This window comes from Bacillus sp. FSL P4-0290, assembly GCF_037975435.1.
In the GTDB taxonomy this organism is placed as follows: domain Bacteria; phylum Bacillota; class Bacilli; order Bacillales; family Bacillaceae; genus Bacillus; species Bacillus subtilis.
In genome coordinates this window covers 3,337,308-3,358,143 of record NZ_CP150253.1, presented here as the reverse complement: position 1 = coordinate 3,358,143, position 20,836 = coordinate 3,337,308, and the positions used below count along the sequence as shown (strand labels likewise).

At 45.2% G+C, this 20,836-nt stretch carries 26 protein-coding genes and 1 riboswitch; of the genes, 21 read left to right on the top strand and 5 right to left on the bottom strand.

The features are described 5' to 3' along the window. Positions 1-73 precede the first annotated feature (73 nt). Together MKY10_RS17680 and MKY10_RS17675 are read left to right on the top strand one after the other, a co-directional pair. A complete protein-coding gene (locus tag MKY10_RS17680; RefSeq protein WP_015251260.1) occupies positions 74-814 on the top strand; it encodes an SDR family NAD(P)-dependent oxidoreductase in 741 nt (246 codons plus the stop codon). Between the two features lie 18 nt (positions 815-832). After that, the gene (locus MKY10_RS17675) at positions 833-1,216 is read left to right on the top strand and encodes a tautomerase family protein (protein ID WP_015251261.1); all 384 of its coding nucleotides are present in this window, start codon (positions 833-835) and stop codon (positions 1,214-1,216) included. A gap of 35 nt (positions 1,217-1,251) precedes the next feature. Here MKY10_RS17675 and mdtP read toward each other — a convergent pair whose 3' ends face one another. The 4 genes from mdtP to MKY10_RS17655 all read right to left on the bottom strand — a co-directional run bounded on the left by mdtP (position 1,252) and on the right by MKY10_RS17655 (position 4,090). After that, positions 1,252-2,877 (bottom strand): multidrug efflux MFS transporter MdtP, encoded by a 1,626-nt coding sequence (mdtP, locus tag MKY10_RS17670; protein ID WP_015251262.1) that lies wholly within the window; start codon positions 2,875-2,877, stop codon positions 1,252-1,254. Continuing rightward, positions 2,874-3,341 carry a MarR family transcriptional regulator MdtR gene (gene mdtR, locus MKY10_RS17665; RefSeq protein WP_015251263.1) on the bottom strand — a complete coding sequence of 156 codons (468 nt, stop codon included), beginning with the start codon at positions 3,339-3,341 and terminating at the stop codon, positions 2,874-2,876. The genes mdtP and mdtR overlap by 4 nt, the downstream gene beginning before the upstream one ends. A 158-nt stretch (positions 3,342-3,499) precedes the next feature. Further along, positions 3,500-3,832, bottom strand: coding sequence for a spore coat protein (locus tag MKY10_RS17660; protein ID WP_003222766.1), 333 nt, complete (start codon positions 3,830-3,832; stop codon positions 3,500-3,502). Between the two features lie 12 nt (positions 3,833-3,844). Further along, positions 3,845-4,090, bottom strand: a complete 246-nt coding sequence (locus MKY10_RS17655) for a hypothetical protein (protein ID WP_003228567.1) — start codon at positions 4,088-4,090, stop codon at positions 3,845-3,847. A gap of 94 nt (positions 4,091-4,184) precedes the next feature. On the opposite strand from MKY10_RS17655, the gene MKY10_RS17650 reads away from it, so the two are divergent. Next, positions 4,185-5,093 carry a proline dehydrogenase gene (locus MKY10_RS17650; RefSeq protein WP_015251264.1) on the top strand — a complete coding sequence of 303 codons (909 nt, stop codon included), beginning with the start codon at positions 4,185-4,187 and terminating at the stop codon, positions 5,091-5,093. 24 nt (positions 5,094-5,117) lie between these two features. Here MKY10_RS17650 and MKY10_RS17645 read toward each other — a convergent pair whose 3' ends face one another. Beyond that, the gene (locus MKY10_RS17645) at positions 5,118-5,264 is read right to left on the bottom strand and encodes a YuzL family protein (RefSeq protein ID WP_003240817.1); all 147 of its coding nucleotides are present in this window, start codon (positions 5,262-5,264) and stop codon (positions 5,118-5,120) included. 174 nt (positions 5,265-5,438) lie between these two features. Here MKY10_RS17645 and MKY10_RS17640 point away from each other — a divergent pair, with 174 nt between their 5' ends. From MKY10_RS17640 to sufU, 18 genes are all read left to right on the top strand, one after another. Further along, a complete protein-coding gene (locus MKY10_RS17640; RefSeq protein WP_044052668.1) occupies positions 5,439-7,808 on the top strand; it encodes a 3-hydroxyacyl-CoA dehydrogenase/enoyl-CoA hydratase family protein in 2,370 nt (789 codons plus the stop codon). A 10-nt stretch (positions 7,809-7,818) separates the two neighbouring features. Beyond that, the gene (locus MKY10_RS17635) at positions 7,819-8,994 is read left to right on the top strand and encodes an acetyl-CoA C-acyltransferase (protein WP_003228574.1); all 1,176 of its coding nucleotides are present in this window, start codon (positions 7,819-7,821) and stop codon (positions 8,992-8,994) included. 14 nt (positions 8,995-9,008) lie between these two features. Then, positions 9,009-10,793 (top strand): acyl-CoA dehydrogenase FadE, encoded by a 1,785-nt coding sequence (gene fadE / locus MKY10_RS17630; RefSeq protein ID WP_015251266.1) that lies wholly within the window; start codon positions 9,009-9,011, stop codon positions 10,791-10,793. A gap of 111 nt (positions 10,794-10,904) precedes the next feature. Then, positions 10,905-11,261 carry an arsenate reductase family protein gene (locus tag MKY10_RS17625; protein ID WP_003222779.1) on the top strand — a complete coding sequence of 119 codons (357 nt, stop codon included), beginning with the start codon at positions 10,905-10,907 and terminating at the stop codon, positions 11,259-11,261. A gap of 66 nt (positions 11,262-11,327) precedes the next feature. Then, positions 11,328-11,711 (top strand): glycine cleavage system protein GcvH, encoded by a 384-nt coding sequence (gcvH, locus tag MKY10_RS17620; RefSeq protein ID WP_003222781.1) that lies wholly within the window; start codon positions 11,328-11,330, stop codon positions 11,709-11,711. A 55-nt stretch (positions 11,712-11,766) separates the two neighbouring features. Then, entirely contained in the window at positions 11,767-12,003 is a 237-nt protein-coding gene (locus tag MKY10_RS17615; protein ID WP_003228581.1) for a YusG family protein, read from the top strand. Between the two features lie 77 nt (positions 12,004-12,080). Beyond that, positions 12,081-12,443 carry a toprim domain-containing protein gene (locus MKY10_RS17610; RefSeq protein ID WP_041850618.1) on the top strand — a complete coding sequence of 121 codons (363 nt, stop codon included), beginning with the start codon at positions 12,081-12,083 and terminating at the stop codon, positions 12,441-12,443. Position 12,444: 1 nt separating this feature from the next. Continuing rightward, complete coding sequence (locus tag MKY10_RS17605; RefSeq protein WP_003228585.1) at positions 12,445-12,765, top strand: thioredoxin family protein; 321 nt, start codon at positions 12,445-12,447, stop codon at positions 12,763-12,765. Positions 12,766-12,871: 106 nt separating this feature from the next. Next, positions 12,872-13,216, top strand: a complete 345-nt coding sequence (locus MKY10_RS17600) for an SCP2 sterol-binding domain-containing protein (RefSeq protein WP_003228587.1) — start codon at positions 12,872-12,874, stop codon at positions 13,214-13,216. A 114-nt stretch (positions 13,217-13,330) separates the two neighbouring features. Beyond that, positions 13,331-13,437: riboswitch (SAM riboswitch) on the top strand. Positions 13,438-13,542: 105 nt separating this feature from the next. Beyond that, on the top strand, positions 13,543-14,568 hold the full coding sequence (gene metN / locus MKY10_RS17595) for a methionine ABC transporter ATP-binding protein MetN (RefSeq protein ID WP_003242531.1): 1,026 nt from the start codon (positions 13,543-13,545) through the stop codon (positions 14,566-14,568). After that, positions 14,561-15,229, top strand: a complete 669-nt coding sequence (metP, locus tag MKY10_RS17590; RefSeq protein WP_003228593.1) for a methionine ABC transporter permease MetP — start codon at positions 14,561-14,563, stop codon at positions 15,227-15,229. Before metN ends, metP begins: the two co-directional genes overlap by 8 nt. A gap of 13 nt (positions 15,230-15,242) precedes the next feature. Further along, positions 15,243-16,067 carry a methionine ABC transporter substrate-binding lipoprotein MetQ gene (gene metQ / locus MKY10_RS17585; RefSeq protein WP_003228595.1) on the top strand — a complete coding sequence of 275 codons (825 nt, stop codon included), beginning with the start codon at positions 15,243-15,245 and terminating at the stop codon, positions 16,065-16,067. 84 nt (positions 16,068-16,151) lie between these two features. Further along, positions 16,152-16,529, top strand: a complete 378-nt coding sequence (locus MKY10_RS17580) for a carboxymuconolactone decarboxylase family protein (protein WP_014477920.1) — start codon at positions 16,152-16,154, stop codon at positions 16,527-16,529. Positions 16,530-16,722: 193 nt separating this feature from the next. Further along, positions 16,723-16,860 carry a hypothetical protein gene (locus MKY10_RS17575; RefSeq protein WP_003228600.1) on the top strand — a complete coding sequence of 46 codons (138 nt, stop codon included), beginning with the start codon at positions 16,723-16,725 and terminating at the stop codon, positions 16,858-16,860. Positions 16,861-17,053: 193 nt separating this feature from the next. Further along, entirely contained in the window at positions 17,054-17,839 is a 786-nt protein-coding gene (gene sufC / locus MKY10_RS17570) for a Fe-S cluster assembly ATPase SufC (RefSeq protein ID WP_014477918.1), read from the top strand. A gap of 17 nt (positions 17,840-17,856) precedes the next feature. Then, positions 17,857-19,170 (top strand): Fe-S cluster assembly protein SufD, encoded by a 1,314-nt coding sequence (gene sufD / locus MKY10_RS17565; protein WP_048655213.1) that lies wholly within the window; start codon positions 17,857-17,859, stop codon positions 19,168-19,170. Then, the gene (sufS, locus tag MKY10_RS17560) at positions 19,170-20,390 is read left to right on the top strand and encodes a cysteine desulfurase SufS (protein WP_015714668.1); all 1,221 of its coding nucleotides are present in this window, start codon (positions 19,170-19,172) and stop codon (positions 20,388-20,390) included. Before sufD ends, sufS begins: the two co-directional genes overlap by 1 nt. After that, a complete protein-coding gene (sufU, locus tag MKY10_RS17555) occupies positions 20,380-20,823 on the top strand; it encodes a Fe-S cluster assembly sulfur transfer protein SufU (RefSeq protein WP_048655214.1) in 444 nt (147 codons plus the stop codon). The genes sufS and sufU overlap by 11 nt, the downstream gene beginning before the upstream one ends. Positions 20,824-20,836: the final 13 nt, after the last annotated feature.

Sequence of the window (20,836 nt, the reverse complement as noted above, 5' to 3'; positions counted from 1 at the left end):
TTATACGCAACATCAAAGCTGGATTACAATGGAATCAGAAATATACTTTAGTCAACAGCAAGGAGTGGCGGCAATGAATGTCTTGAACAAAATAGCTCTCGTAACCGGGGGCGGCACAGGAATCGGAAAAGCAGCCAGTATGGAATTGGCAAAGCGCGGGGCGATTGTGGCGGTAAATTATTCACGCTCGCAATCAGAAGCGGAGGAAACAGTGGAAATGATCCAAAAAGCTGGCGGGCAAGCCTTCGCCATCCAAGCAGATGTATCCAAAAACAGCGACGTGCAGGATATGATTCAAGCAATCGTGAACACACACGGCACGGTTGATATTTTAGTCAACAATGCCAGCATTACACGGCATATTCCAATGGATGATCTTGAGGCTGCGACAGAAGACATATGGGATGAGCTGTATGCCGTCAATGTGAAAGGGATGTTTTTCTGCGCGCGGGCAGTGGTTCCGTTCATGAAGAAAAGCAAGGCCGGGGCGATCGTAAACGTCGGCAGCATCGCAGGGGTAACTGGTGCCGGCTCATCTATGCCTTACGCAGTATCAAAATCAGCGGTGCACGGTTTAACGAAATCATTGGCCCACGCCTTAGCGCCTGAAATCAGAGTGAGCGGTGTAGCACCAGGAGCTGTGGCAACGAGATGGTGGGCCGGACGGGAAGAAAAAATGAAAAGCATGATTGGCTCTTTGCCGCTGCAGTGTATTGCTGAACCAGATGATGTTGCCAAATTGATTTGTTCACTAATTGAACAGGAATCACTCACAGGCCAAATTATCACAATTGACAGCGGACAGACGCTGTAAAGAAAGGGATGCAGGGAGATGCCATTTGTACAGATTCATTTACGGTCGGGAAGAAGCGAAGCGTGGCTTCAAAAACTGAGCAGGACTGTCCACCAATCGATGATTGAAGAAATCAATGTGCCGGAAGATGACTATTTTCAAGTCATCAGACAATATGAAAAAAGCGAATTTTTTTATGATCCATTTTATCTCCAAGTCGAGCGTACTGATGAACTGATATACATTCATTTTACACTGAAACAGTCAAGAACAACTGAACAGAAAAAAGCACTTTACCGCTCAATCGCGAGCCGGATTCATTCCGAGCTTGGTGTCAGAAAAGAAGATGTGTTTATCATGCTGGCCGGAAATCAGGCTGAGGATTGGTCTTTCGGAAATGGAAGAGCCCAGATGATTGAATAAAAAACCCCGCGGATTGATACCCGCGGGGTGCTCTATTAATGGGAAGGTGATTCAACGGCTTTTGCCGCCTTCTCTTTTTCTTGTTGGTCTTCCGCTTTCTTATTTGATAGCTTGATAGGTTTTAAGAACAAGGTGAATACGGCTCCGACTGCGATAAAGATCAGGCCCGTATAAAACACGCTGTGGAGCGAATCCATCAACGATGTTTTTAAAATCGGCACAATATGGGATGAGAAAGCCGCAGGGATTTGTTTGACCGCGTCCGGACTGAACAGTGATTGCAGCAGCCCTTGCGGATTTGTATCAATCATACCCTTTAGCTGGGCGGCAAACGAGCTTGCCTGTGCCGGAAGAGAGTCTAAATATGGAACCAATTTATCTGTTAATAGATTTCCTGATCTCGCATTCATTACGGCTCCCAGCATGGTAATGCCGAATGTTCCGCCGATAGAACGGAAGAATTGGCTGGATGAAGTGACAACTCCCAGCTCCTCCTTCGAAAAGCTTTCCTGTAAAGCCAATGTCAGAATCGGCATAACAAGACCCATTCCCAGACCAATAATCGCCATAAAAGATGTAGCGACAAGCTTACTCGTGTCGAGATCCAAGGTCGTTAACAGCAGGAATCCGCTGGCCATAACCAGCATGCCTGCAATGATTTGCGGTTTAATCCCGATTTTATAAACAAGCTGTCCGCCGATGATACTTGTAATAATCATAGAAATCATCATCGGTGTCATAATTGTACCCGATTCAGACGCACTTACACCGACAATTCCCTGCATAAAGAAAGGAACAAACGTAATGGCGCCAAACATACCGATACTCATAAAGAAGCCGATCAAGTTTAGAAATGTAAATGTTCTGTTTTTAAATAAATACATTGGCAGGATTGGCTCTTTTGCTTTTGATTCTACGATGATAAAGCTGACAATGCCGATCAGTGCGAGAGCGAACAACCCAAGAATCTGCCATGAATCCCATGCATAATCTTTTCCGCCAAAGCTTAAGGCGAGCAGGAGGCTGACCACACCGACAATCATTGTGAAAATACCAGCGATATCGAAGTTGATCGGACCAGTCTGCTGGCGTCCCTGTAATCCTCTGGCAATAAAAATAACCGCAATAATTCCGACTGGCAGGTTAATATAGAAAACCCATTTCCAGTTTAACGAGTCTACAATCCAGCCGCCGATTTGCGGCCCAATCACTGAAGCCAGCCCGTAAATTGCGCCAAAGACACCTTGGAATTTAGCACGCTGTTTTCCTGTGAACAAGTCACCGATGACAATCATCGCCATCGGCATCATGATGCCTCCGCCGATGCCCTGCAGTCCACGGAAGATAATCAATTCCGTCATGTTGTTGGCCATTCCGCACAAAGCAGAAGCGGCCATAAAAATAATCAAACCTGATACATAGACAATGCGGCGTCCCAATAAATCAGCCAGTTTACCGGCAATTGGAACAATGGTTGTTGATGTTAACAAATATGCAGTTGTCAGCCAGGTCATCATGCTCAAACCGCCCAGATCACCGACAATTTTCGGCATGGCCGTTCCGACAATGGTACCGTCAAGGGCTGAAAAAAACATGGCAATAATTAAGCCTGTTATTAATAACGTTCGTTTTGATTGTTTGCCTTCTTTACTCATTTTCATCCGTTTCCTCTTTTCATGTTTTGCTTTTCATCCGTTTCTGCTGCTTGTGCGAGCTTTGCTGTAATATGCGCCGCCTGCAGCATCTCCTCCTCCGTCAAAAAGGAAAGATAGCGCGCCATAATGGCCTTTCTGCCTGCCAAAACCTCCTCGAACTTTCTGTCTCCTTCGTCAGTAAGACTGAGATCAATCACTCGCCTGTCTTTTGTGTTGTGTGTTCTGGCGATAAGATTTTTTTGTTCAAGGCGATCTGCCATCAGCGTCACCGCGCTTGGCTTCACCTCCATACGCTCGGCAATTTCAGAAACTTTGAGGCTGCCGTGTTTCTTTAGGCTGGCCAGCACAAACAGCTGCGCTGGGGTGACACCTTGTTTCTCCATGCTTTCCAGCATTTCAGGCTGTATCTTTTGAAAGAGCGCCTGAAGCGATAATTGAATATCGGACATTAACTGATCCGCACTCTTCATATTCATTTCCCCTCTGTTACATACACTGTATATATATTTTAATGACAAAATAGTTAATGCTTATTAAATATAAATAAGCGTAAATGAAAAGTCAACTGATTTTACACAAAAAAAGGATAGATGCCCGAAAGAACATCGTATCCTTTTTACTAATGTTGTTATTGCTGATAAGGAGACTGCTGCTGAATGGTCTGCTGGAATTTTTGATAGGACTGCTGCAGCTTTTGTGCATCCTCCGCTTCAACAGAATACCATCCATATTGGAACATGAGATCATATAGTTTTCTTTGCGCTTTTTGTGACTCATCAAAAATGGATTGAATATCCTGATAAAGAGACTCGTGGCTGAATTCGTGCAAGGCAGTGCAATAAGCTGTTGTCATGTATTTTTCGGTTGTCAGCAATTCGTTGACGAAATCTCTGTCATTCATTTCCGATGTTGTCGGTACAGGTGTCTGCGGGTTGCTGATTTTTTGATTTTGCTGATTCATTCTGGCGCCTCCTTATTGGATGTAGCCGGACTGCTGCTGGCCTGGCTGCAGGTGCTTTAATATTCTTTGATAGTGATCATGATGCATGTGTCCGACGCGGTCGAGTTCTTGCTTTAACGTTTGATCCTGGCACTGCTGCGCCATGAAATGCGCTTTCTTCATCGCGAGCAAATTCCAGTTCAGCATGTCATTGAGATACAAATGATCCTTTGTCGAAATAACGGAAGGCGGCATTTGAGATTGCTGCTGATTATCCATTGTGATCCTCCTTTGGTTTCTGTTCATTTTATAGTTTCCTTCAGACTGGGAGTTATATACAGGTGTTTTGAAGATGACGGCGGGAGGGAGTCGGATGTTGAGACATGTGTTTTTATTCTTATCTCAAAATAAAACACTTACCAAGTTCGCAAAAGCATACGGAACGCGGCTTGGAGCACGAAGGTTTGTCGCAGGGGATACGATTGAATCGGCGGTTAAGACCGTCAAAAGGCTAAACAGATCCGGTTTGTGTGCAACAATTGATTATTTAGGCGAGTATGCAGCTTCGGAAAAAGAAGCAAACCAAGTCGCAGAGGAATGCAAGAAAGCCATTCAAGCCATTGCCGAACATCAATTGGACTCAGAGCTTTCACTTAAGCTGACCTCAATCGGGCTCGATCTTTCAGAAGAACTTGCTCTTACTCATTTGCGCGCCATTCTTTCCGTTGCGAAGCAATATGATGTTGCTGTGACCATTGATATGGAAGACTATTCCCATTATGAACAGACACTTTCTATTTACAGGCAATGCAAACAGGAATTTGAGAAGCTCGGCACGGTCATTCAGGCGTATCTGTACCGGGCGGCAGAAGATATCAGAAAGATGCGGGACTTAAAGCCGAATCTCAGACTTGTAAAAGGCGCTTATAAAGAATCTGCGGCCGTAGCGTTTCCCGACAAAAGAGGAACGGACCTTCATTTTCAGAGCTTAATAAAGCTGCAGTTGTTAAGCGGGAACTACACGGCTGTCGCCACACATGACGATGACATCATTGCATTTACGAAACAGCTCGTCGCCGAACATCGAATCCCTGCGTCGCAATTTGAGTTTCAAATGCTATACGGCATCAGGCCGGAGCGTCAGAAGGAACTCGCCAAGGAAGGCTACAGAATGCGTGTGTATGTCCCATATGGAACGGACTGGTTCAGCTACTTTATGAGAAGAATTGCCGAACGGCCTGCCAATGCAGCGTTTGTGTTAAAAGGAATTTTGAAAAAGTGAAAGCAGCCGCGGGAAGCAGCTGCATTATGATTGTTCCATGTTATGTTTTTTATACTGCTGATTTTGACTTGTCCGTTTTCCGCCGCCGTAATGCTGAGTCGGACCGGCATCTCCCTTTACGCTCGCCGCGCTGACTGCCGCTGAAGACGGATTTTTTTTCTCTCGTACCATTCCCTTCACCTCCGGGCTTAAGTTGCCCGACTTTTATAGGCTTCATACAAAAAAATAACAAATTAGCTATTGAAGTCGAACCGGAAATCTTTTAAGATGAAAGAAGAAACGGGTTTCATTTTTTTTGGTCAAAAAATGAATGACTATTCATTCAATGTTCAAGGGGGATATCTCATGCACAAACACATTCGGAAGGCAGCCGTTTTAGGATCGGGGGTAATGGGCTCCGGGATTGCGGCGCATTTGGCTAACATCGGAATACCTGTCCTGCTGCTAGATATTGTGCCGAACGATTTGACAAAGGAAGAGGAAAAAAGGGGGCTGACGAAGGACAGTCCGGAGGTGCGCAGCAGGCTGAGCCGGCAGGCGGTGAAAAAACTGCTGAAACAAAAGCCCGCTCCCCTCACATCAGCGAAAAATACCTCCTATATTACACCGGGCAATCTGGAGGATGATGCAGAAAAACTGAAAGAAGCAGATTGGATTATTGAGGTCGTTGTCGAAAACCTTGAAGTCAAAAAGAAAATTTTCGCTCTTGTGGATGAACATCGAAAGACTGGAAGCATCGTCTCAAGCAACACATCCGGCATATCAGTGCAGGAAATGGCTGAAGGCCGGTCGGATGATTTTAAAGCCCATTTTCTCGGAACGCATTTTTTTAATCCCGCACGCTATTTAAAGCTGCTGGAGATCATTCCGATTAAGGAAACGGATCCTGATATTTTAAAGTTTATGACAGCTTTCGGAGAAAATGTCCTCGGGAAAGGTGTTGTTACAGCAAAGGACACACCGAACTTTATCGCAAACCGCATCGGGACGTACGGGCTTCTCGTGACAGTCCAAGAAATGCTGAAAGGCGGCTATCAGGTCGGGGAGGTTGATTCGATCACAGGACCGCTGATCGGCAGGCCGAAAAGCGCTACCTTTAGAACGCTTGATGTGGTCGGTCTCGATACATTCGCCCACGTTGCCCGAAATGTGTATGACAAAGCTGATGGCGATGAAAAAGAAGTGTTTCGCCTTCCAAGCTTCATGAACGATATGCTGGAAAAAGGGTGGATCGGAAGTAAGGCCGGCCAAGGCTTTTATAAAAAAGAAGGAAAAACGATTTATGAGCTTGACCCAGTGACGCTTACTTACGGCGAGCGGACAAAAATGAAAACACCGGCACTTGAAGCGGCAAAACAGGCAAAAGGGACAAAAGCCAAAATGAAAGCGCTTATTTATTCGGATGACAGAGCCGGCCGATTGCTGTGGAATATCACATCTCAAACCCTGCTTTACTCAGCCGAGCTGCTTGGCGAGATTGCCGATGATATTCATGCGATTGACCAAGCCATGAAGTGGGGATTCGGCTGGGAACTGGGACCTTTTGAGATGTGGGACGCCATCGGCCTCAAGCAGTCAGCGGAAAAGCTTGAGCAGCTTGGAGCAGATATGCCTGGCTGGATAAAAGAGATGCTGGACAAAGGAAATGAAACCTTCTACATCAAAGAGAACGGAACGGTATTTTATTATGACCGCGGCGAATACAGAGCTGTGAAAGAAAACAAAAAACGAATTCATTTACAAGCACTTAAAGAAACAAAAGGCGTGATTGCGAAAAACAGCGGAGCAAGCTTAATTGACCTTGGAGATGATGTGGCCCTTCTTGAATTTCATTCGAAAAGCAATGCGATCGGCCTTGATATCATTCAAATGATCCACAAAGGATTAGAGGAAACAGAACGGAATTACAAGGGGCTTGTCATCGGCAATCAAGGGAAAAATTTCTGCGTCGGCGCGAATCTCGCCATGATCTTAATGGAAGTCCAAGATGACAACTTTTTGGAAGTTGATTTTGTGATCCGCCGTTTTCAGGAGACGATGATGAAGATCAAATACAGTGCGAAACCGGTCGTCGCCGCGCCATTTGGCATGACGCTCGGCGGAGGAACGGAAGTATGCCTGCCTGCGGCGCGTACTCAAGCGGCAAGCGAAGCCTATATGGGCCTTGTTGAATCAGGTGTCGGCCTCATCCCTGGCGGAGGGGGAAACAAAGAGCTGTACATCAATCATCTACGCCGTGGCCTTGATCCGATGAATGCGGCAATGAAAACATTTGAAACGATTGCGATGGCGAAAGTGTCCGCTTCCGCTCAAGAGGCTCGTGAGATGAACATCTTAAAAGAAACGGATCAGATCAGCGTGAATCAAGACCACCTGTTATACGATGCGAAGCAGCTGGCCGCATCTTTATACGATACCGGCTGGCGGCCGCCTGTAAAAGAAAAGGTCAAGGTGCCGGGAGAAACCGGTTATGCGGCACTCTTGCTTGGCGCTGAGCAGATGAAGCTGTCCGGCTATATATCTGAGCATGATTTCAAGATCGCGAAAAAACTCGCTTATGTCATTGCGGGCGGAAAAGTGCCGTTTGGTACAGAGGTTGATGAAGAGTATTTATTGGAGATCGAAAGAGAAGCGTTTTTGAGTTTGGCAGGAGAGGCAAAATCTCAAGCGAGAATGCAGCATATGCTTGTGAAAGGTAAACCTTTACGGAATTAGGAGGGAGCTTATGAAAGAGGCAGTCATTGTGTCAGGTGCAAGAACACCGGTTGGAAAAGCAAAAAAAGGATCGTTGGCCACCGTTCGCCCGGATGATTTGGGAGCGATTTGTGTAAAAGAAACGCTGAAACGGGCAGGCGGCTACGAAGGCAATATTGATGACTTGATTATCGGCTGTGCAACACCTGAAGCGGAGCAGGGGCTTAATATGGCGAGAAATATCGGTGCGCTCGCGGGCCTGCCGTACACGGTTCCGGCGATTACAGTTAACCGCTATTGCTCTTCAGGCCTTCAGTCTATTGCGTATGCAGCAGAAAAAATTATGCTGGGCGCCTACGATACAGCGATCGCCGGCGGAGCAGAATCCATGTCGCAAGTTCCGATGATGGGGCATGTTACCCGTCCGAACCTTGCTTTGGCAGAAAAGGCACCGGAATATTATATGAGCATGGGGCACACAGCCGAGCAAGTCGCGAAAAAATACGGCGTCTCCCGTGAGGATCAAGACGCGTTTGCCGTTCGCAGCCATCAAAACGCCGCTAAAGCCCTTGCAGAAGGAAAATTTAAAGATGAAATTGTACCCGTCGAAGTGACGGTGACAGAAATCGGAGAAGACCATAAGCCTATGGAAAAACAGTTTGTGTTTTCTCAGGATGAAGGTGTTCGCCCGCAAACGACTGCAGACATCTTATCGACATTGCGCCCGGCCTTTTCCGTTGACGGGACGGTGACTGCGGGCAATTCCTCGCAGACAAGTGACGGAGCGGCGGCTGTCATGCTGATGGACCGGGAAAAAGCCGATGCTCTTGGCCTGGCGCCGCTTGTGAAATTCCGCTCCTTTGCCGTAGGCGGCGTGCCGCCGGAAGTGATGGGAATCGGACCGGTGGAAGCAATTCCGCGCGCTTTGAAGCTTGCCGGACTTCAGCTGCAGGACATCGGCTTGTTTGAACTGAATGAAGCTTTTGCCTCACAGGCCATTCAAGTAATCAGGGAATTGGGAATTGATGAAGAAAAAGTGAATGTCAACGGGGGCGCAATCGCGCTTGGACACCCGCTTGGCTGTACGGGCACAAAGCTTACACTCTCACTCATCCATGAAATGAAACGGAGAAACGAGCAATTTGGAGTCGTGACCATGTGTATCGGCGGCGGGATGGGAGCAGCCGGTGTATTTGAATTATGCTAAAGGGGGAGAAACAAATGGCAAAAAAAACGGCTGAAGTACAAAAAGGCGGCGGATTTTTAATCGAGGATGTCACATACGATCAAATGTATACACCGGAGGATTTCACTGACGAGCATAAAATGATTGCGAAAACAACGGAGGATTACATCGAGCAAGATGTTCTCCCTCATATAGATGATATCGAAAACCACCAATTCGAGCATTCTGTCAGACTGTTGAAGAAAGCGGGAGAACTAGGGCTGCTTGGCGCCGATGTGCCGGAAGAATACGGAGGACTCGGCCTAGATAAAATCAGCTCGGCACTCATCACTGAGAAATTTTCGCGTGCGGGAAGCTTTTCTCTTTCTTATGGCGCGCATGTCGGTATCGGTTCCTTGCCGATCGTCTTTTTCGGATCAGAAGAACAAAAGAAAAAATATTTGCCGGGACTCGCTTCAGGCGAAAAGATCGCCGCTTATGCTCTGACTGAGCCTGGCTCTGGGTCTGATGCACTTGGAGCAAAAACAACAGCTGTGCTGAATGAAGCAGGAACCCATTATGTATTAACAGGGGAAAAACAGTGGATTACCAACTCTGCTTTTGCCGATGTATTTGTGGTTTACGCCAAGGTAGACGGCGACAAGTTTTCAGCCTTTATTGTAGAAAAAGAGTTCCCGGGTGTCTCCACGGGACCGGAAGAAAAGAAAATGGGAATCAAGGGATCATCGACAAGAACTCTCATTCTGGATCAAGCTGAAGTGCCAAAGGAAAACCTGCTCGGAGAAATCGGCAAAGGGCATGTCATCGCCTTTAATATTTTAAACATCGGCCGTTACAAACTGGCGGTTGGCACAATCGGCGCATCTAAACGCGTCATCGAGCTGTCTGCGGCATACGCAAATCAGCGCCGCCAATTTAAAACGCCGATTGCTGGTTTTTCATTAACACAGGAAAAAATCGGGACAATGGCCTCAAGGCTGTATGCGATGGAAAGCTCTGTATACAGAACCGTCGGGCTGTTTGAAGACAATATGAGCCAGTTCACGGCCGAAGATCTCAAGGACGGCCGGCAAATCGCCAAATCGATTGCGGAATACGCCATCGAATGCTCTCTGAATAAGGTATTCGGCTCTGAAACGCTTGATTATATAGTTGATGAAGGCGTGCAGATTCATGGAGGCTACGGCTTTATGCAGGAGTACGAAGTAGAAAGGGCCTATAGGGATTCAAGGATCAATCGGATTTTTGAAGGCACAAACGAAATCAACCGGTTAATCGTGCCAAGCACCTTCCTGAAAAAAGCGCTTAAAGGCGAGCTGCCTTTATTCGAAAAAGCGCAGTCGCTGCAGGAAGAACTCATGATGCTTATGCCTGAAGAGCCTGGAAGCGGCGTCTTAGAGCAGGAAAAATATATCGTCAAGCAAGCCAAAAAAATTGCGTTGTTTGCTGCCGGCCTAGCCGCGCAAAAATACGGAAAAGCGATCGATCGTGAGCAAGAAATTCTCGTGAACGTAGCGGATATCGTCAGCAATGTATACGCAATGGAATCAGCCGTGCTCAGAACGGAAAAGGCCATTGCCGCACAAGGCGCTGAAAAAGCAGCGCAAAAGGTGCTGTACACAGAAATTTTCGTTCAAGAGGCCTTTAACGAAATTGAAGCGCATGCGAAGGAATCCCTTATCGCAATGGAAGAAGGAGATTCACTCCGCATGATGCTTTCCGCTCTGCGCAAGCTGACACGCGTAACGCCTAAAAACGTGATTCAGAAAAAACGCGAGGCGGCGGCAGGCATTTTTGAGGCTGAGAAATATATTGTCTGATTGGCCATGAGCTCCGCATGCGCGGAGCTCTTTTTTAAGAAGCACTGTTTTAGGTTTTTAAAACAAACTGTGTTAAAATAACCTCGATTATTTTATTGAGGGGGGAAGAAGATGTCGTTAACTTTTTACTGGTACCCTAAATGCGGAACGTGCCGCAAAGCAAAGAAGTGGCTTGAAGAGCATGGGAAAGAAATAAACGAAATACATATTGCTGAGCAGCCGCCAAGCAAAGAAGAATTAAAAGCGCTTTATGAAAAAAGCGGGCTGGATCTCAAGAAATTTTTCAACACGAGCGGCATGAAATACCGCGAGCTCAATCTCAAGGAAAAGCTGTATCACATGTCAGAGGACGAACAGCTCGAGCTGCTGGCTTCAGATGGTATGCTGATCAAACGCCCGCTTACAACAGACGGCGAAAAAGTGACTGTCGGATTTAAAGAAGACCAATTTGAAGAAAACTGGGCTTAATGTAAATTTTTTTTGAAAAGTGTGGTATCTTCTTATTGTAGTGCTGTAAAAAATGGAGGGATTCAATTGAGCATACCAAAAGATTTGCGTTACTCAGGAGAACACGAGTGGGTAAAAGTTGAAGGAGAAAAAGCCAGAATCGGAATTACGCATTTTGCCCAGTCCGAACTAGGCGACATCGTGTTTGTCGAACTTCCTGAAGTGGGCGCTGAAATCAAAGCGGACGAGCCATTCGGCAGTGTTGAATCCGTTAAAACGGTATCTGAGCTTTATGCACCGATTAACGGAACGGTTGTGGAAGTAAACGAAGATCTTGATGACAGTCCGGAATTCGTCAACGAATCTCCGTACGAAAAAGCATGGATGATCGTCGTTGAGCCATCTGACGCTTCTGAAATTGAAAAACTGATGACAGCAGAGCAATACGAAGAGATGACACAAGAAGACTAAAACAGGATAGCCGTAAAAGCAATTGGACACGCTAACGTTATGGGAGGTGTCCAATATGGCTTTCGACAAACAAAAGCTCGATGTCACCAATGACGTGACAGGCCGCTTTCAAAATGGCCGGCTCTCGTTATATCATGATAATGAGATGATCGGCCAAATGACAAGCATGAATGAATATGAGCTTAAGTCCGGTTATTCCTTTGAAAATGAGAAATTTTATAAGACAGCCGATGTGGTCTCTGGAGACGACGCAAAATATGTAGATTGTGACTACGAAAACGGCTGGTGTTAATGTTGGCGGTGAATTTCACTGCCTTCTTTTACAATCTGAACGTTTCAAATTTGACGCGGCAGGTGAACAAGATGAAGATGGATGAGCTGCAAAAGGTTATGATTGTCGAGGGGAAATCAGATAAAGAGAAAATCGAAAGCGTCCTGAATGAACCGATGCGCATTATCTGCACAAACGGAACAATCAGCCAGCTGAGGCTCGAGGAATTGGCTGACGAGCTTTATGATAAAGACGTCTATATATTAGTTGATGCTGATGAATCAGGTGAGAAATTGAGAAAACAGCTGAAGCGTGAATTTAATGAAGCCTGCCATCTCCATATCGACAGAGCCTATAAGGAAGTAGCGGCTGCGCCCAGGCACCATGTCGCCTCTGTATTGCTGCGTGCGAATCTGAATGTCCATACTATTTTTCTTGAAAGAAAGTCCCGAGGTGTATAGCATGAAAGAACTCCAAGAACACGAACTTGATCACATTGAAGATGATGTGTACCTTCTATATTTATATACTCCGTTTTGCGGCACCTGCCAGCTTGCAAGCAAAATGCTGACAGTGGTGAAAGAAATGCTGCCGGATGTCGCCTTCTATCAAAACAATGTCAATTACTCTCCGACATTCGCAAAAGCGTATCAAATTGAAAGCGTCCCTTGTTTTCTGCTGTTTAAAGGCGGAAAGATGGTCGAAAGAGGATATGCATTTCATTCCGTTTCTTATTTATATGAGCTGATCAAACAAAAATCATCTTCCGCATCCCATTTATGACATATTTCTCAGCATATCCAATGAAATTGTCGTTCGTTTTATAAAGGGGTTCTTGCGACAAAGAGAGAAATGTGTATGTATGACCAACAAATAGGAGGTTGTACATATGGAGAAAGCGGAAGTTTTAGAGGATGAGTATCAGCATCTGTTTTTAAAACCCCTTTTGAATGCCTCAACATTGCTCATTACCTTCCAAGGAGAAGCAGAAGCCTTAACCGTCTCAATAAACGAACAGGGAGAAATGAAAAAAGTTTCTCCGCCCCAAACGTCCAACCTGACCTTTTACGGAAACCAAACGGAAATTATTGATTTATTGCACGGAGACATTTCCCTTCAGCACCTGATTCAGAGCGGAAGCCTCAAAGTAAAGGGGTCATTCAGGGCCCTGTTAAAGCTGGAAGCCATTCTCTGGCTGACAAATGGATTTTTTCAGAGGATTTTAAAAAATTAAAAAATAATAAATTATTATAATAGTAAAAGTTGACATCATTTATTTTATTGACATTTAATCATTCGCCGTGCTATTCTACATTAAGAATTTCCGGACGAAAAAGACTATATATTTCTCTTATCAAGAGAGGTGGAGGGAAGTGCCCTATGAAGCCCGGCAACCATCAACACTGTTGAAATGGTGCCAATTCACACGAAGCGTTCAGCTTTGAAAGATGAGAGAAAGGCATTTTATATAAGCCTTTCTGCTCAAGTGTGCAGAAAGGCTTTTCTTTTGCAGAAAAAACCGGAAGATTTCTTAGAATAGTGTTAAGGCAGGTGATTGCTTTGATCAATCTTCAGGATGTTTCAAAAGTTTACAAGTCGAAACATGGAGATGTCAATGCTGTCCAAAACGTCTCGCTTTCCATTAAAAAAGGTGAGATTTTTGGAATTATAGGATATAGCGGAGCTGGTAAGAGCTCCTTAATCCGTCTGCTGAACGGCCTTGAGAAACCAACCTCAGGAACCGTGGAAGTGGCGGGAACCAAGATTAATGAAGTAAATGGACGCGGTTTAAGAAAAGCACGCCATGAGATCAGTATGATTTTCCAGCATTTCAATTTGCTTTGGTCGCGGACTGTCAGAGATAATATCATGTTTCCTTTGGAAATTGCCGGGGTGAAAAAGAGCGAGCGGATCAAGCGCGCCAATGAACTGATTAAACTGGTAGGTTTAGAAGGAAAAGAAAAATCATATCCGTCCCAGCTGAGCGGCGGGCAGAAGCAGCGTGTCGGAATTGCCAGAGCGCTTGCAAACAATCCGAAGGTTCTTCTTTGTGACGAAGCGACATCAGCATTAGATCCGCAAACGACAGATTCAATTCTGGATCTATTGTCCGATATTAATGAAAGACTCGGTTTGACGATTGTGCTGATTACGCACGAAATGCATGTCATCCGCAAAATCTGCAACAGAGTCGCCGTCATGGAAAACGGCAAGGTGGTCGAAGAAGGCGAGGTTCTCGATGTCTTTAAAAATCCAAAGGAACAAATGACAAAACGATTTGTTCAACAGGTGACAGAGCCGGAAGAAACGAAAGAGACGCTTCAGCACCTTCTTGATGATACAGCATCAGGAAAAATGGTTCAGCTCACATTTGTCGGTGAGTCAGCAGAACAGCCTCTGATTACAGAGATGATCAGAAACTTCAATGTCAGCGTCAATATTCTGCAAGGGAAAATTTCGCAGACGAAGGATGGGGCTTACGGTTCACTGTTCATCCACATTGACGGGGACGAGGAAGAAGTGCAAAACGTGATCCGATTCATTAATGACAAACAGGTGAAAGCAGAGGTGATCACGAATGTTTGAAAAATACTTCCCGAACGTTGATTTAACTGAATTATGGAACGCGACATATGAAACACTTTATATGACGCTGATTTCTTTACTGTTTGCTTTTGTCATCGGGGTCATCCTCGGCTTGCTGCTCTTTCTGACGAGCAAAGGAAGCCTCTGGCAGAATAAAGCGGTCAACTCTGTGATTGCGGCCGTTGTTAACATATTCAGATCGATTCCGTTCCTTATTTTAATTATTTTACTATTAGGTTTTACGAAATTTTTAGTCGGCACGATCTTAGGGCCAAACGCCGCATTGCCGGCGCTGGTAATCGGCTCGGCACCATTTTACGCGCGCCTTGTTGAAATCGCGCTGCGTGAGGTGGATAAAGGTGTGATTGAAGCCGCTAAATCAATGGGCGCGAAAACGTCTACGATTATTTTCAAAGTGCTGATTCCGGAATCAATGCCTGCTCTTATTTCTGGCATTACGGTTACTGCCATCGCTTTGATCGGCTCAACGGCAATTGCCGGAGCCATTGGTTCAGGAGGCCTTGGAAACCTTGCGTACGTAGAAGGATATCAGTCTAATAACGCTGATGTTACCTTCGTTGCTACTGTGTTTATTTTAATCATCGTGTTTATTATTCAAATCATCGGTGATCTAATAACAAATATTATAGACAAACGATAAGGGAGGATTTACATTGAAAAAGCTATTTTTGGGTGCATTACTGCTTGTATTTGCAGGAGTTATGGCTGCCTGCGGTTCGAATAACGGCGCTGAATCCGGCAAGAAAGAAATTGTCGTTGCGGCAACGAAAACACCGCATGCAGAAATTTTAAAAGAAGCTGAACCATTGCTGAAAGAAAAAGGCTATACGCTGAAAGTGAAAGTGCTAAGTGATTACAAAATGTACAATAAAGCTTTAGCTGATAAAGAAGTGGACGCGAACTACTTCCAGCACATTCCTTACCTTGAGCAAGAAATGAAAGAAAACACAGATTACAAACTTGTGAATGCCGGCGCTGTTCACTTAGAGCCATTCGGTATTTACTCTAAAACATACAAATCACTGAAAGACCTTCCAGACGGTGCGACAATCATTCTGACAAACAACGTTGCTGAACAAGGCCGTATGCTTGCAATGCTTGAAAACGCTGGATTAATCACTCTTGATTCTAAAGTGGAAACAGTTGACGCAACATTGAAAGACATTAAGAAAAACCCGAAAAACCTTGAATTCAAAAAAGTAGCGCCTGAATTAACGGCAAAAGCATATGAAAACAAAGAAGGAGACGCGGTCTTCATCAATGTAAACTATGCGATCCAAAATAAATTAAATCCTAAAAAAGACGCAATTGAAGTAGAATCAACGAAAAACAACCCATACGCTAACATCATCGCAGTAAGAAAAGGCGAAGAAGATTCTGCAAAAATCAAAGCGCTGATGGAAGTTCTTCACTCTAAAAAGATCAAAGACTTCATCGAGAAAAAATACGACGGAGCTGTGCTTCCTGTATCTGAATAAGACTGAAACCCCGGATGAGAAATCCGGGGTTTTTTTCGCGTATTTTCCTAAAAGCTGTTCATAATAAAAAGGAATGTTAAACAGATGGAGGGATTTTCTTTGAATCAAGACAGAGGAAGCATGCAGGACGCGTTAAAACAATATAAACATGGTTTAGGCACATTTGAACAAAAGATGCCGCTGATGGGAAGAAAATTTAACGAATTTACTGAACAGTGCTTTGCCGGGAATTCTCTGACTGAAAGAGAAAAACAGCTGATCGCCCTCGGAATTGCCATCAATGCTCAGGACGAATATTGCATGATCTATCATACAAAAGGCTGTCTCGATCAGGGAGCGACAGAAGAAAACATTCTCGAAGCCGTCAGTGTGGCAGCGGCATTTGGAGGCGGCGCAGCTTTCAGCCAAGGCGTGACAGTCGTTCAACAGTGCATTGAGGAATTCGGAAACACCACGCATTAAGAGAAGGAATATTCCGAAAAACCATTCTCATTTGTTCTGAAAGGATGCTTTCGTCTCATCTGCCGCTATTTCACGCCAAATCGTTTTTGCGGCATCCAACGCAGCACTGGTACAATAAAAAGCAAATATATGAAGGGATTGATTCATTATTTGCAGCAGCCAGGACAGACTGAACCTCGATTATACGTCAGAAATGGAAAAAGCGATGCAGCTGTCACACGGAATTGGATACGAGGAATATGGACGCCGGCTGGAAACAAGAATGAAAGTAGAGCGGCAGAGAGAGCTTGATTACGAAAAAAGCAAGCGGATTTCTGCGGGAGCTTATTGAGAAAATCAATCTTTTAAAAAAGGGTGGGAATCCACTCTTTTTCTTTTTCAATCGCTTTAATAAAGTGCTGATCTTTGTTAAACTTGAGGAATGTGCAAGGCACGATAAAAAGTTGTATTTACTTTTCATTTGTTATAAAATTAGAATGAGAATAAAATGAGAATAATGATTATATATTTTTGGAGGTATAGATATGGCTGCTTCAACATTAACGATCAAAGATCTTCACGTTGAAATCGAAGGGAAAGAGATCTTAAAGGGTGTAAACCTTGAAATAAAAGGTGGAGAATTCCACGCAGTAATGGGCCCGAATGGAACTGGTAAATCCACATTATCAGCTGCTATTATGGGGCATCCTAAATATGAAGTAACAAAAGGCAGCATCACGCTTGACGGCAAAGATGTACTGGAGATGGAAGTGGACGAGCGTGCGCAGGCAGGCTTATTCCTTGCGATGCAGTACCCAAGTGAAATCAGCGGTGTGACAAATGCCGACTTCCTTCGCTCAGCAATCAACGCGCGCAGAGAAGAAGGCGATGAAATTTCTCTCATGAAATTCATCCGCAAAATGGACGAAAACATGGAGTTCCTTGAAATGGACCCTGAAATGGCTCAGCGCTATCTTAACGAAGGCTTCTCAGGCGGGGAGAAAAAACGCAATGAAATCCTTCAATTAATGATGATTGAACCGAAAATCGCCATCCTTGATGAAATTGACTCAGGCCTTGATATTGACGCTTTGAAAGTTGTATCAAAAGGGATCAACAAAATGCGCAGCGAAAGCTTCGGCTGCCTGATGATCACTCACTATCAGCGCCTGTTAAACTACATCACTCCGGATGTTGTTCACGTTATGATGCAAGGCCGCGTTGTAAAATCCGGCGGTGCAGAGCTTGCACAGCGTCTTGAAGCAGAAGGTTATGACTGGATCAAACAAGAACTTGGCATTGAAGACGAAACTGTTGGCCAAGAAGCGTAAGCGTTAGGGGGATTAATATGACACTAGGTACAAAACTATCCGTAGATCAGGAGTATCTCAAAAGCTTTTCCGAAAAGCACCAAGAACCTGCCTGGCTGAAGAACCTGCGCTTACAGGCTCTTGAACAAGCTGAGGATCTGCCGATGCCGAAACCTGACAAAACAAAAATCACAAACTGGAACTTCACGAATTTCACGAAGCATACAGTGGATAACGAACCGCTTTCTTCATTAGAAGATTTGACTGATGAAGTAAAAGCGCTGATCGACATTGAAAACGAAGATAAAACATTATACGTACAGCGTGACCAGACGCCGGCACATCTTTCTCTTTCTCAAGAATTGAAAGACAAAGGCATCATCTTCACTGATATTCTGACTGCTGCACGTGAGCACAGCGACTTGGTGGAGAAATACTTTATGAAGGACGGCGTGAAAGTTGACGAACATAAGTTAACTGCACTTCACGCGGCTCTTGTTAACGGAGGAGCATTCCTTTATGTTCCGAAAAATGTTCAGGTGGAGACGCCGGTTCAGGCTGTTTATGTCCACGAAAGCAATGATACAGCTCTATTCAACCACGTGCTGATTGTGGCTGAAGACCACAGTTCTGTAACATATGTAGAAAACTACATCAGCACTGTAAACCCGAAAGACGCTGTCTTCAATATTATCAGTGAGGTCATCACAGGTGATAATGCCAGCGTAACATACGGTGCGGTGGATAATCTGTCAAGCGGTGTGACAACTTATGTGAACCGCCGCGGGGCTGCGCGCGGACGCGACAGCAAAATCGAGTGGGCTCTTGGCCTGATGAACGACGGCGACACGATTTCCGAAAATACAACAAACCTTTACGGTGACGGCACATACGGCGATACGAAAACGGTTGTTGTCGGAAGAGGAGAGCAAACAGAAAACTTCACAACACAAATCATCCATTTCGGTAAAGCTTCTGAAGGCTATATCTTGAAGCACGGTGTGATGAAGGATTCCGCTTCTTCTATCTTTAACGGAATCGGCAAAATCGAACATGGCGCTTCTAAAGCGAATGCGGAGCAAGAATCACGCGTGCTGATGCTTAGCGAAAAAGCACGCGGAGACGCAAACCCTATTCTTTTAATTGACGAAGACGATGTAACTGCAGGACATGCGGCATCTGTCGGCCGTGTGGACCCTATTCAGCTTTACTACCTGATGAGCCGCGGAATTCCGAAAGAAGAAGCAGAACGCTTAGTCATTTACGGATTCCTTGCACCGGTAGTAAATGAACTTCCGATTGAAGGCGTTAAGAAACAATTAGTTTCTGTTATCGAAAGGAAAGTGAAGTAATGAATATCACAGATATTCGTGAACAGTTCCCGATCCTTCATCAGCAAGTGAACGGACATGATCTCGTTTATCTCGACAGCGCGGCGACTTCCCAGAAGCCGCGTGCTGTCATTGAAACACTGGATAAGTATTATAACCAATACAATTCCAATGTTCACCGGGGCGTCCATACACTTGGAACCAGAGCGACAGATGGTTATGAAGGAGCGCGTGAAAAAGTCCGCAAGTTTATTAACGCGAAGTCAATGGCTGAGATTATTTTCACAAAAGGCACGACCACATCACTGAATATGGTGGCGTTAAGCTATGCACGCGCCAACCTGGAACCTGGTGATGAAGTGGTCATCACCTACATGGAGCATCATGCGAATATCATTCCGTGGCAGCAGGCTGTAAAAGCAACTGGCGCCACATTAAAATATATTCCGCTGCAGGAAGACGGAACGATTTCTTTAGAAGACGTCAGAGAAACGGTCACAAGCAACACAAAAATTGTTGCGGTGTCTCATGTATCTAATGTTCTCGGCACGGTCAACCCGATTAAAGAAATGGCGAAAATCGCTCATGACAATGGGGCTGTCATTGTGGTGGACGGTGCACAAAGCACGCCTCACATGAAAATTGACGTGCAGGATCTCGATTGCGACTTCTTTGCGCTTTCTTCCCATAAAATGTGCGGACCTACCGGTGTTGGTGTGCTGTACGGAAAGAAAGCCCTGCTGGAAAACATGGAGCCTGCCGAATTCGGCGGTGAAATGATCGACTTTGTCGGGCTTTATGAATCAACTTGGAAAGAGCTTCCGTGGAAATTCGAAGCGGGTACGCCGATTATTGCAGGAGCAATCGGTCTAGGTGCAGCCATTGATTTTCTCGAAGAAATCGGTCTTGATGAGATTTCCCGCCATGAGCACAAGCTTGCAGCTTATGCGCTTGAACGCTTCCGCCAGCTTGACGGCGTAACGGTTTATGGGCCGGAAGAGCGTGCCGGGCTTGTTACATTTAACCTTGATGATGTTCATCCGCACGATGTGGCGACTGTGCTTGATGCGGAGGGAATCGCAGTCAGAGCCGGCCACCATTGCGCGCAGCCGCTGATGAAATGGCTGGATGTAACTGCTACTGCAAGAGCAAGCTTTTATCTGTATAATACAGAGGAAGAGATTGATAAGCTTGTGGAAGCTCTTCAAAAGACAAAGGAGTATTTTACAAATGTCTTTTAATGTAAACTTAGATACATTGTACAGACAGGTGATTATGGATCATTACAAAAACCCGCGAAATAAAGGGGTTTTGAATGACAGCATCGTTGTGGATATGAACAATCCGACATGCGGCGACCGCATCAGACTGACAATGAAGCTTGACGGAGACATCGTGGAAGATGCGAAATTTGAAGGGGAAGGCTGTTCCATTTCAATGGCATCCGCTTCGATGATGACTCAGGCGATTAAAGGGAAAGATATTGAAACTGCCCTTTCCATGTCTAAGATTTTCTCGGATATGATGCAAGGGAAAGAGTATGATGATTCTATAGATCTCGGGGATATTGAAGCCCTTCAAGGCGTTTCAAAATTCCCGGCCCGTATCAAATGTGCAACCCTGTCATGGAAAGCACTTGAAAAAGGAGTCGCGAAAGAAGAAGGCGGCAATTAAAAGGATTGGAGTG

Excerpts from the sequence above, each read along its gene's own strand:
- MKY10_RS17615 (WP_003228581.1), top strand. The coding sequence starts at position 11,767 with ATGGCTTTCGACAAACAAAAGCTCGATGTCACCAATGACGTGACAGGC.
- MKY10_RS17635 (WP_003228574.1), top strand. The coding sequence starts at position 7,819 with ATGAAAGAGGCAGTCATTGTGTCAGGTGCAAGAACACCGGTTGGAAAA.
- MKY10_RS17655 (WP_003228567.1), bottom strand. The coding sequence starts at position 4,090 with ATGGATAATCAGCAGCAATCTCAAATGCCGCCTTCCGTTATTTCGACA.
- sufU (WP_048655214.1), top strand. The coding sequence starts at position 20,380 with ATGTCTTTTAATGTAAACTTAGATACATTGTACAGACAGGTGATTATG.
- MKY10_RS17660 (WP_003222766.1), bottom strand. The coding sequence starts at position 3,832 with ATGAATCAGCAAAATCAAAAAATCAGCAACCCGCAGACACCTGTACCG.
- MKY10_RS17645 (WP_003240817.1), bottom strand. The coding sequence starts at position 5,264 with ATGGTACGAGAGAAAAAAAATCCGTCTTCAGCGGCAGTCAGCGCGGCG.
- MKY10_RS17610 (WP_041850618.1), top strand. The coding sequence starts at position 12,081 with ATGGATGAGCTGCAAAAGGTTATGATTGTCGAGGGGAAATCAGATAAA.
- MKY10_RS17575 (WP_003228600.1), top strand. The coding sequence starts at position 16,723 with ATGGAAAAAGCGATGCAGCTGTCACACGGAATTGGATACGAGGAATAT.
- MKY10_RS17625 (WP_003222779.1), top strand. The coding sequence starts at position 10,905 with ATGTCGTTAACTTTTTACTGGTACCCTAAATGCGGAACGTGCCGCAAA.
- MKY10_RS17650 (WP_015251264.1), top strand. The coding sequence starts at position 4,185 with ATGTTGAGACATGTGTTTTTATTCTTATCTCAAAATAAAACACTTACC.
- sufC (WP_014477918.1), top strand. The coding sequence starts at position 17,054 with ATGGCTGCTTCAACATTAACGATCAAAGATCTTCACGTTGAAATCGAA.
- metP (WP_003228593.1), top strand. The coding sequence starts at position 14,561 with ATGTTTGAAAAATACTTCCCGAACGTTGATTTAACTGAATTATGGAAC.
- sufD (WP_048655213.1), top strand. The coding sequence starts at position 17,857 with ATGACACTAGGTACAAAACTATCCGTAGATCAGGAGTATCTCAAAAGC.
- MKY10_RS17640 (WP_044052668.1), top strand. The coding sequence starts at position 5,439 with ATGCACAAACACATTCGGAAGGCAGCCGTTTTAGGATCGGGGGTAATG.
- sufS (WP_015714668.1), top strand. The coding sequence starts at position 19,170 with ATGAATATCACAGATATTCGTGAACAGTTCCCGATCCTTCATCAGCAA.
- MKY10_RS17600 (WP_003228587.1), top strand. The coding sequence starts at position 12,872 with ATGGAGAAAGCGGAAGTTTTAGAGGATGAGTATCAGCATCTGTTTTTA.
- MKY10_RS17675 (WP_015251261.1), top strand. The coding sequence starts at position 833 with ATGCCATTTGTACAGATTCATTTACGGTCGGGAAGAAGCGAAGCGTGG.
- MKY10_RS17605 (WP_003228585.1), top strand. The coding sequence starts at position 12,445 with ATGAAAGAACTCCAAGAACACGAACTTGATCACATTGAAGATGATGTG.
- MKY10_RS17580 (WP_014477920.1), top strand. The coding sequence starts at position 16,152 with ATGGAGGGATTTTCTTTGAATCAAGACAGAGGAAGCATGCAGGACGCG.
- fadE (WP_015251266.1), top strand. The coding sequence starts at position 9,009 with ATGGCAAAAAAAACGGCTGAAGTACAAAAAGGCGGCGGATTTTTAATC.
- MKY10_RS17680 (WP_015251260.1), top strand. The coding sequence starts at position 74 with ATGAATGTCTTGAACAAAATAGCTCTCGTAACCGGGGGCGGCACAGGA.
- mdtP (WP_015251262.1), bottom strand. The coding sequence starts at position 2,877 with ATGAAAATGAGTAAAGAAGGCAAACAATCAAAACGAACGTTATTAATA.
- mdtR (WP_015251263.1), bottom strand. The coding sequence starts at position 3,341 with ATGAAGAGTGCGGATCAGTTAATGTCCGATATTCAATTATCGCTTCAG.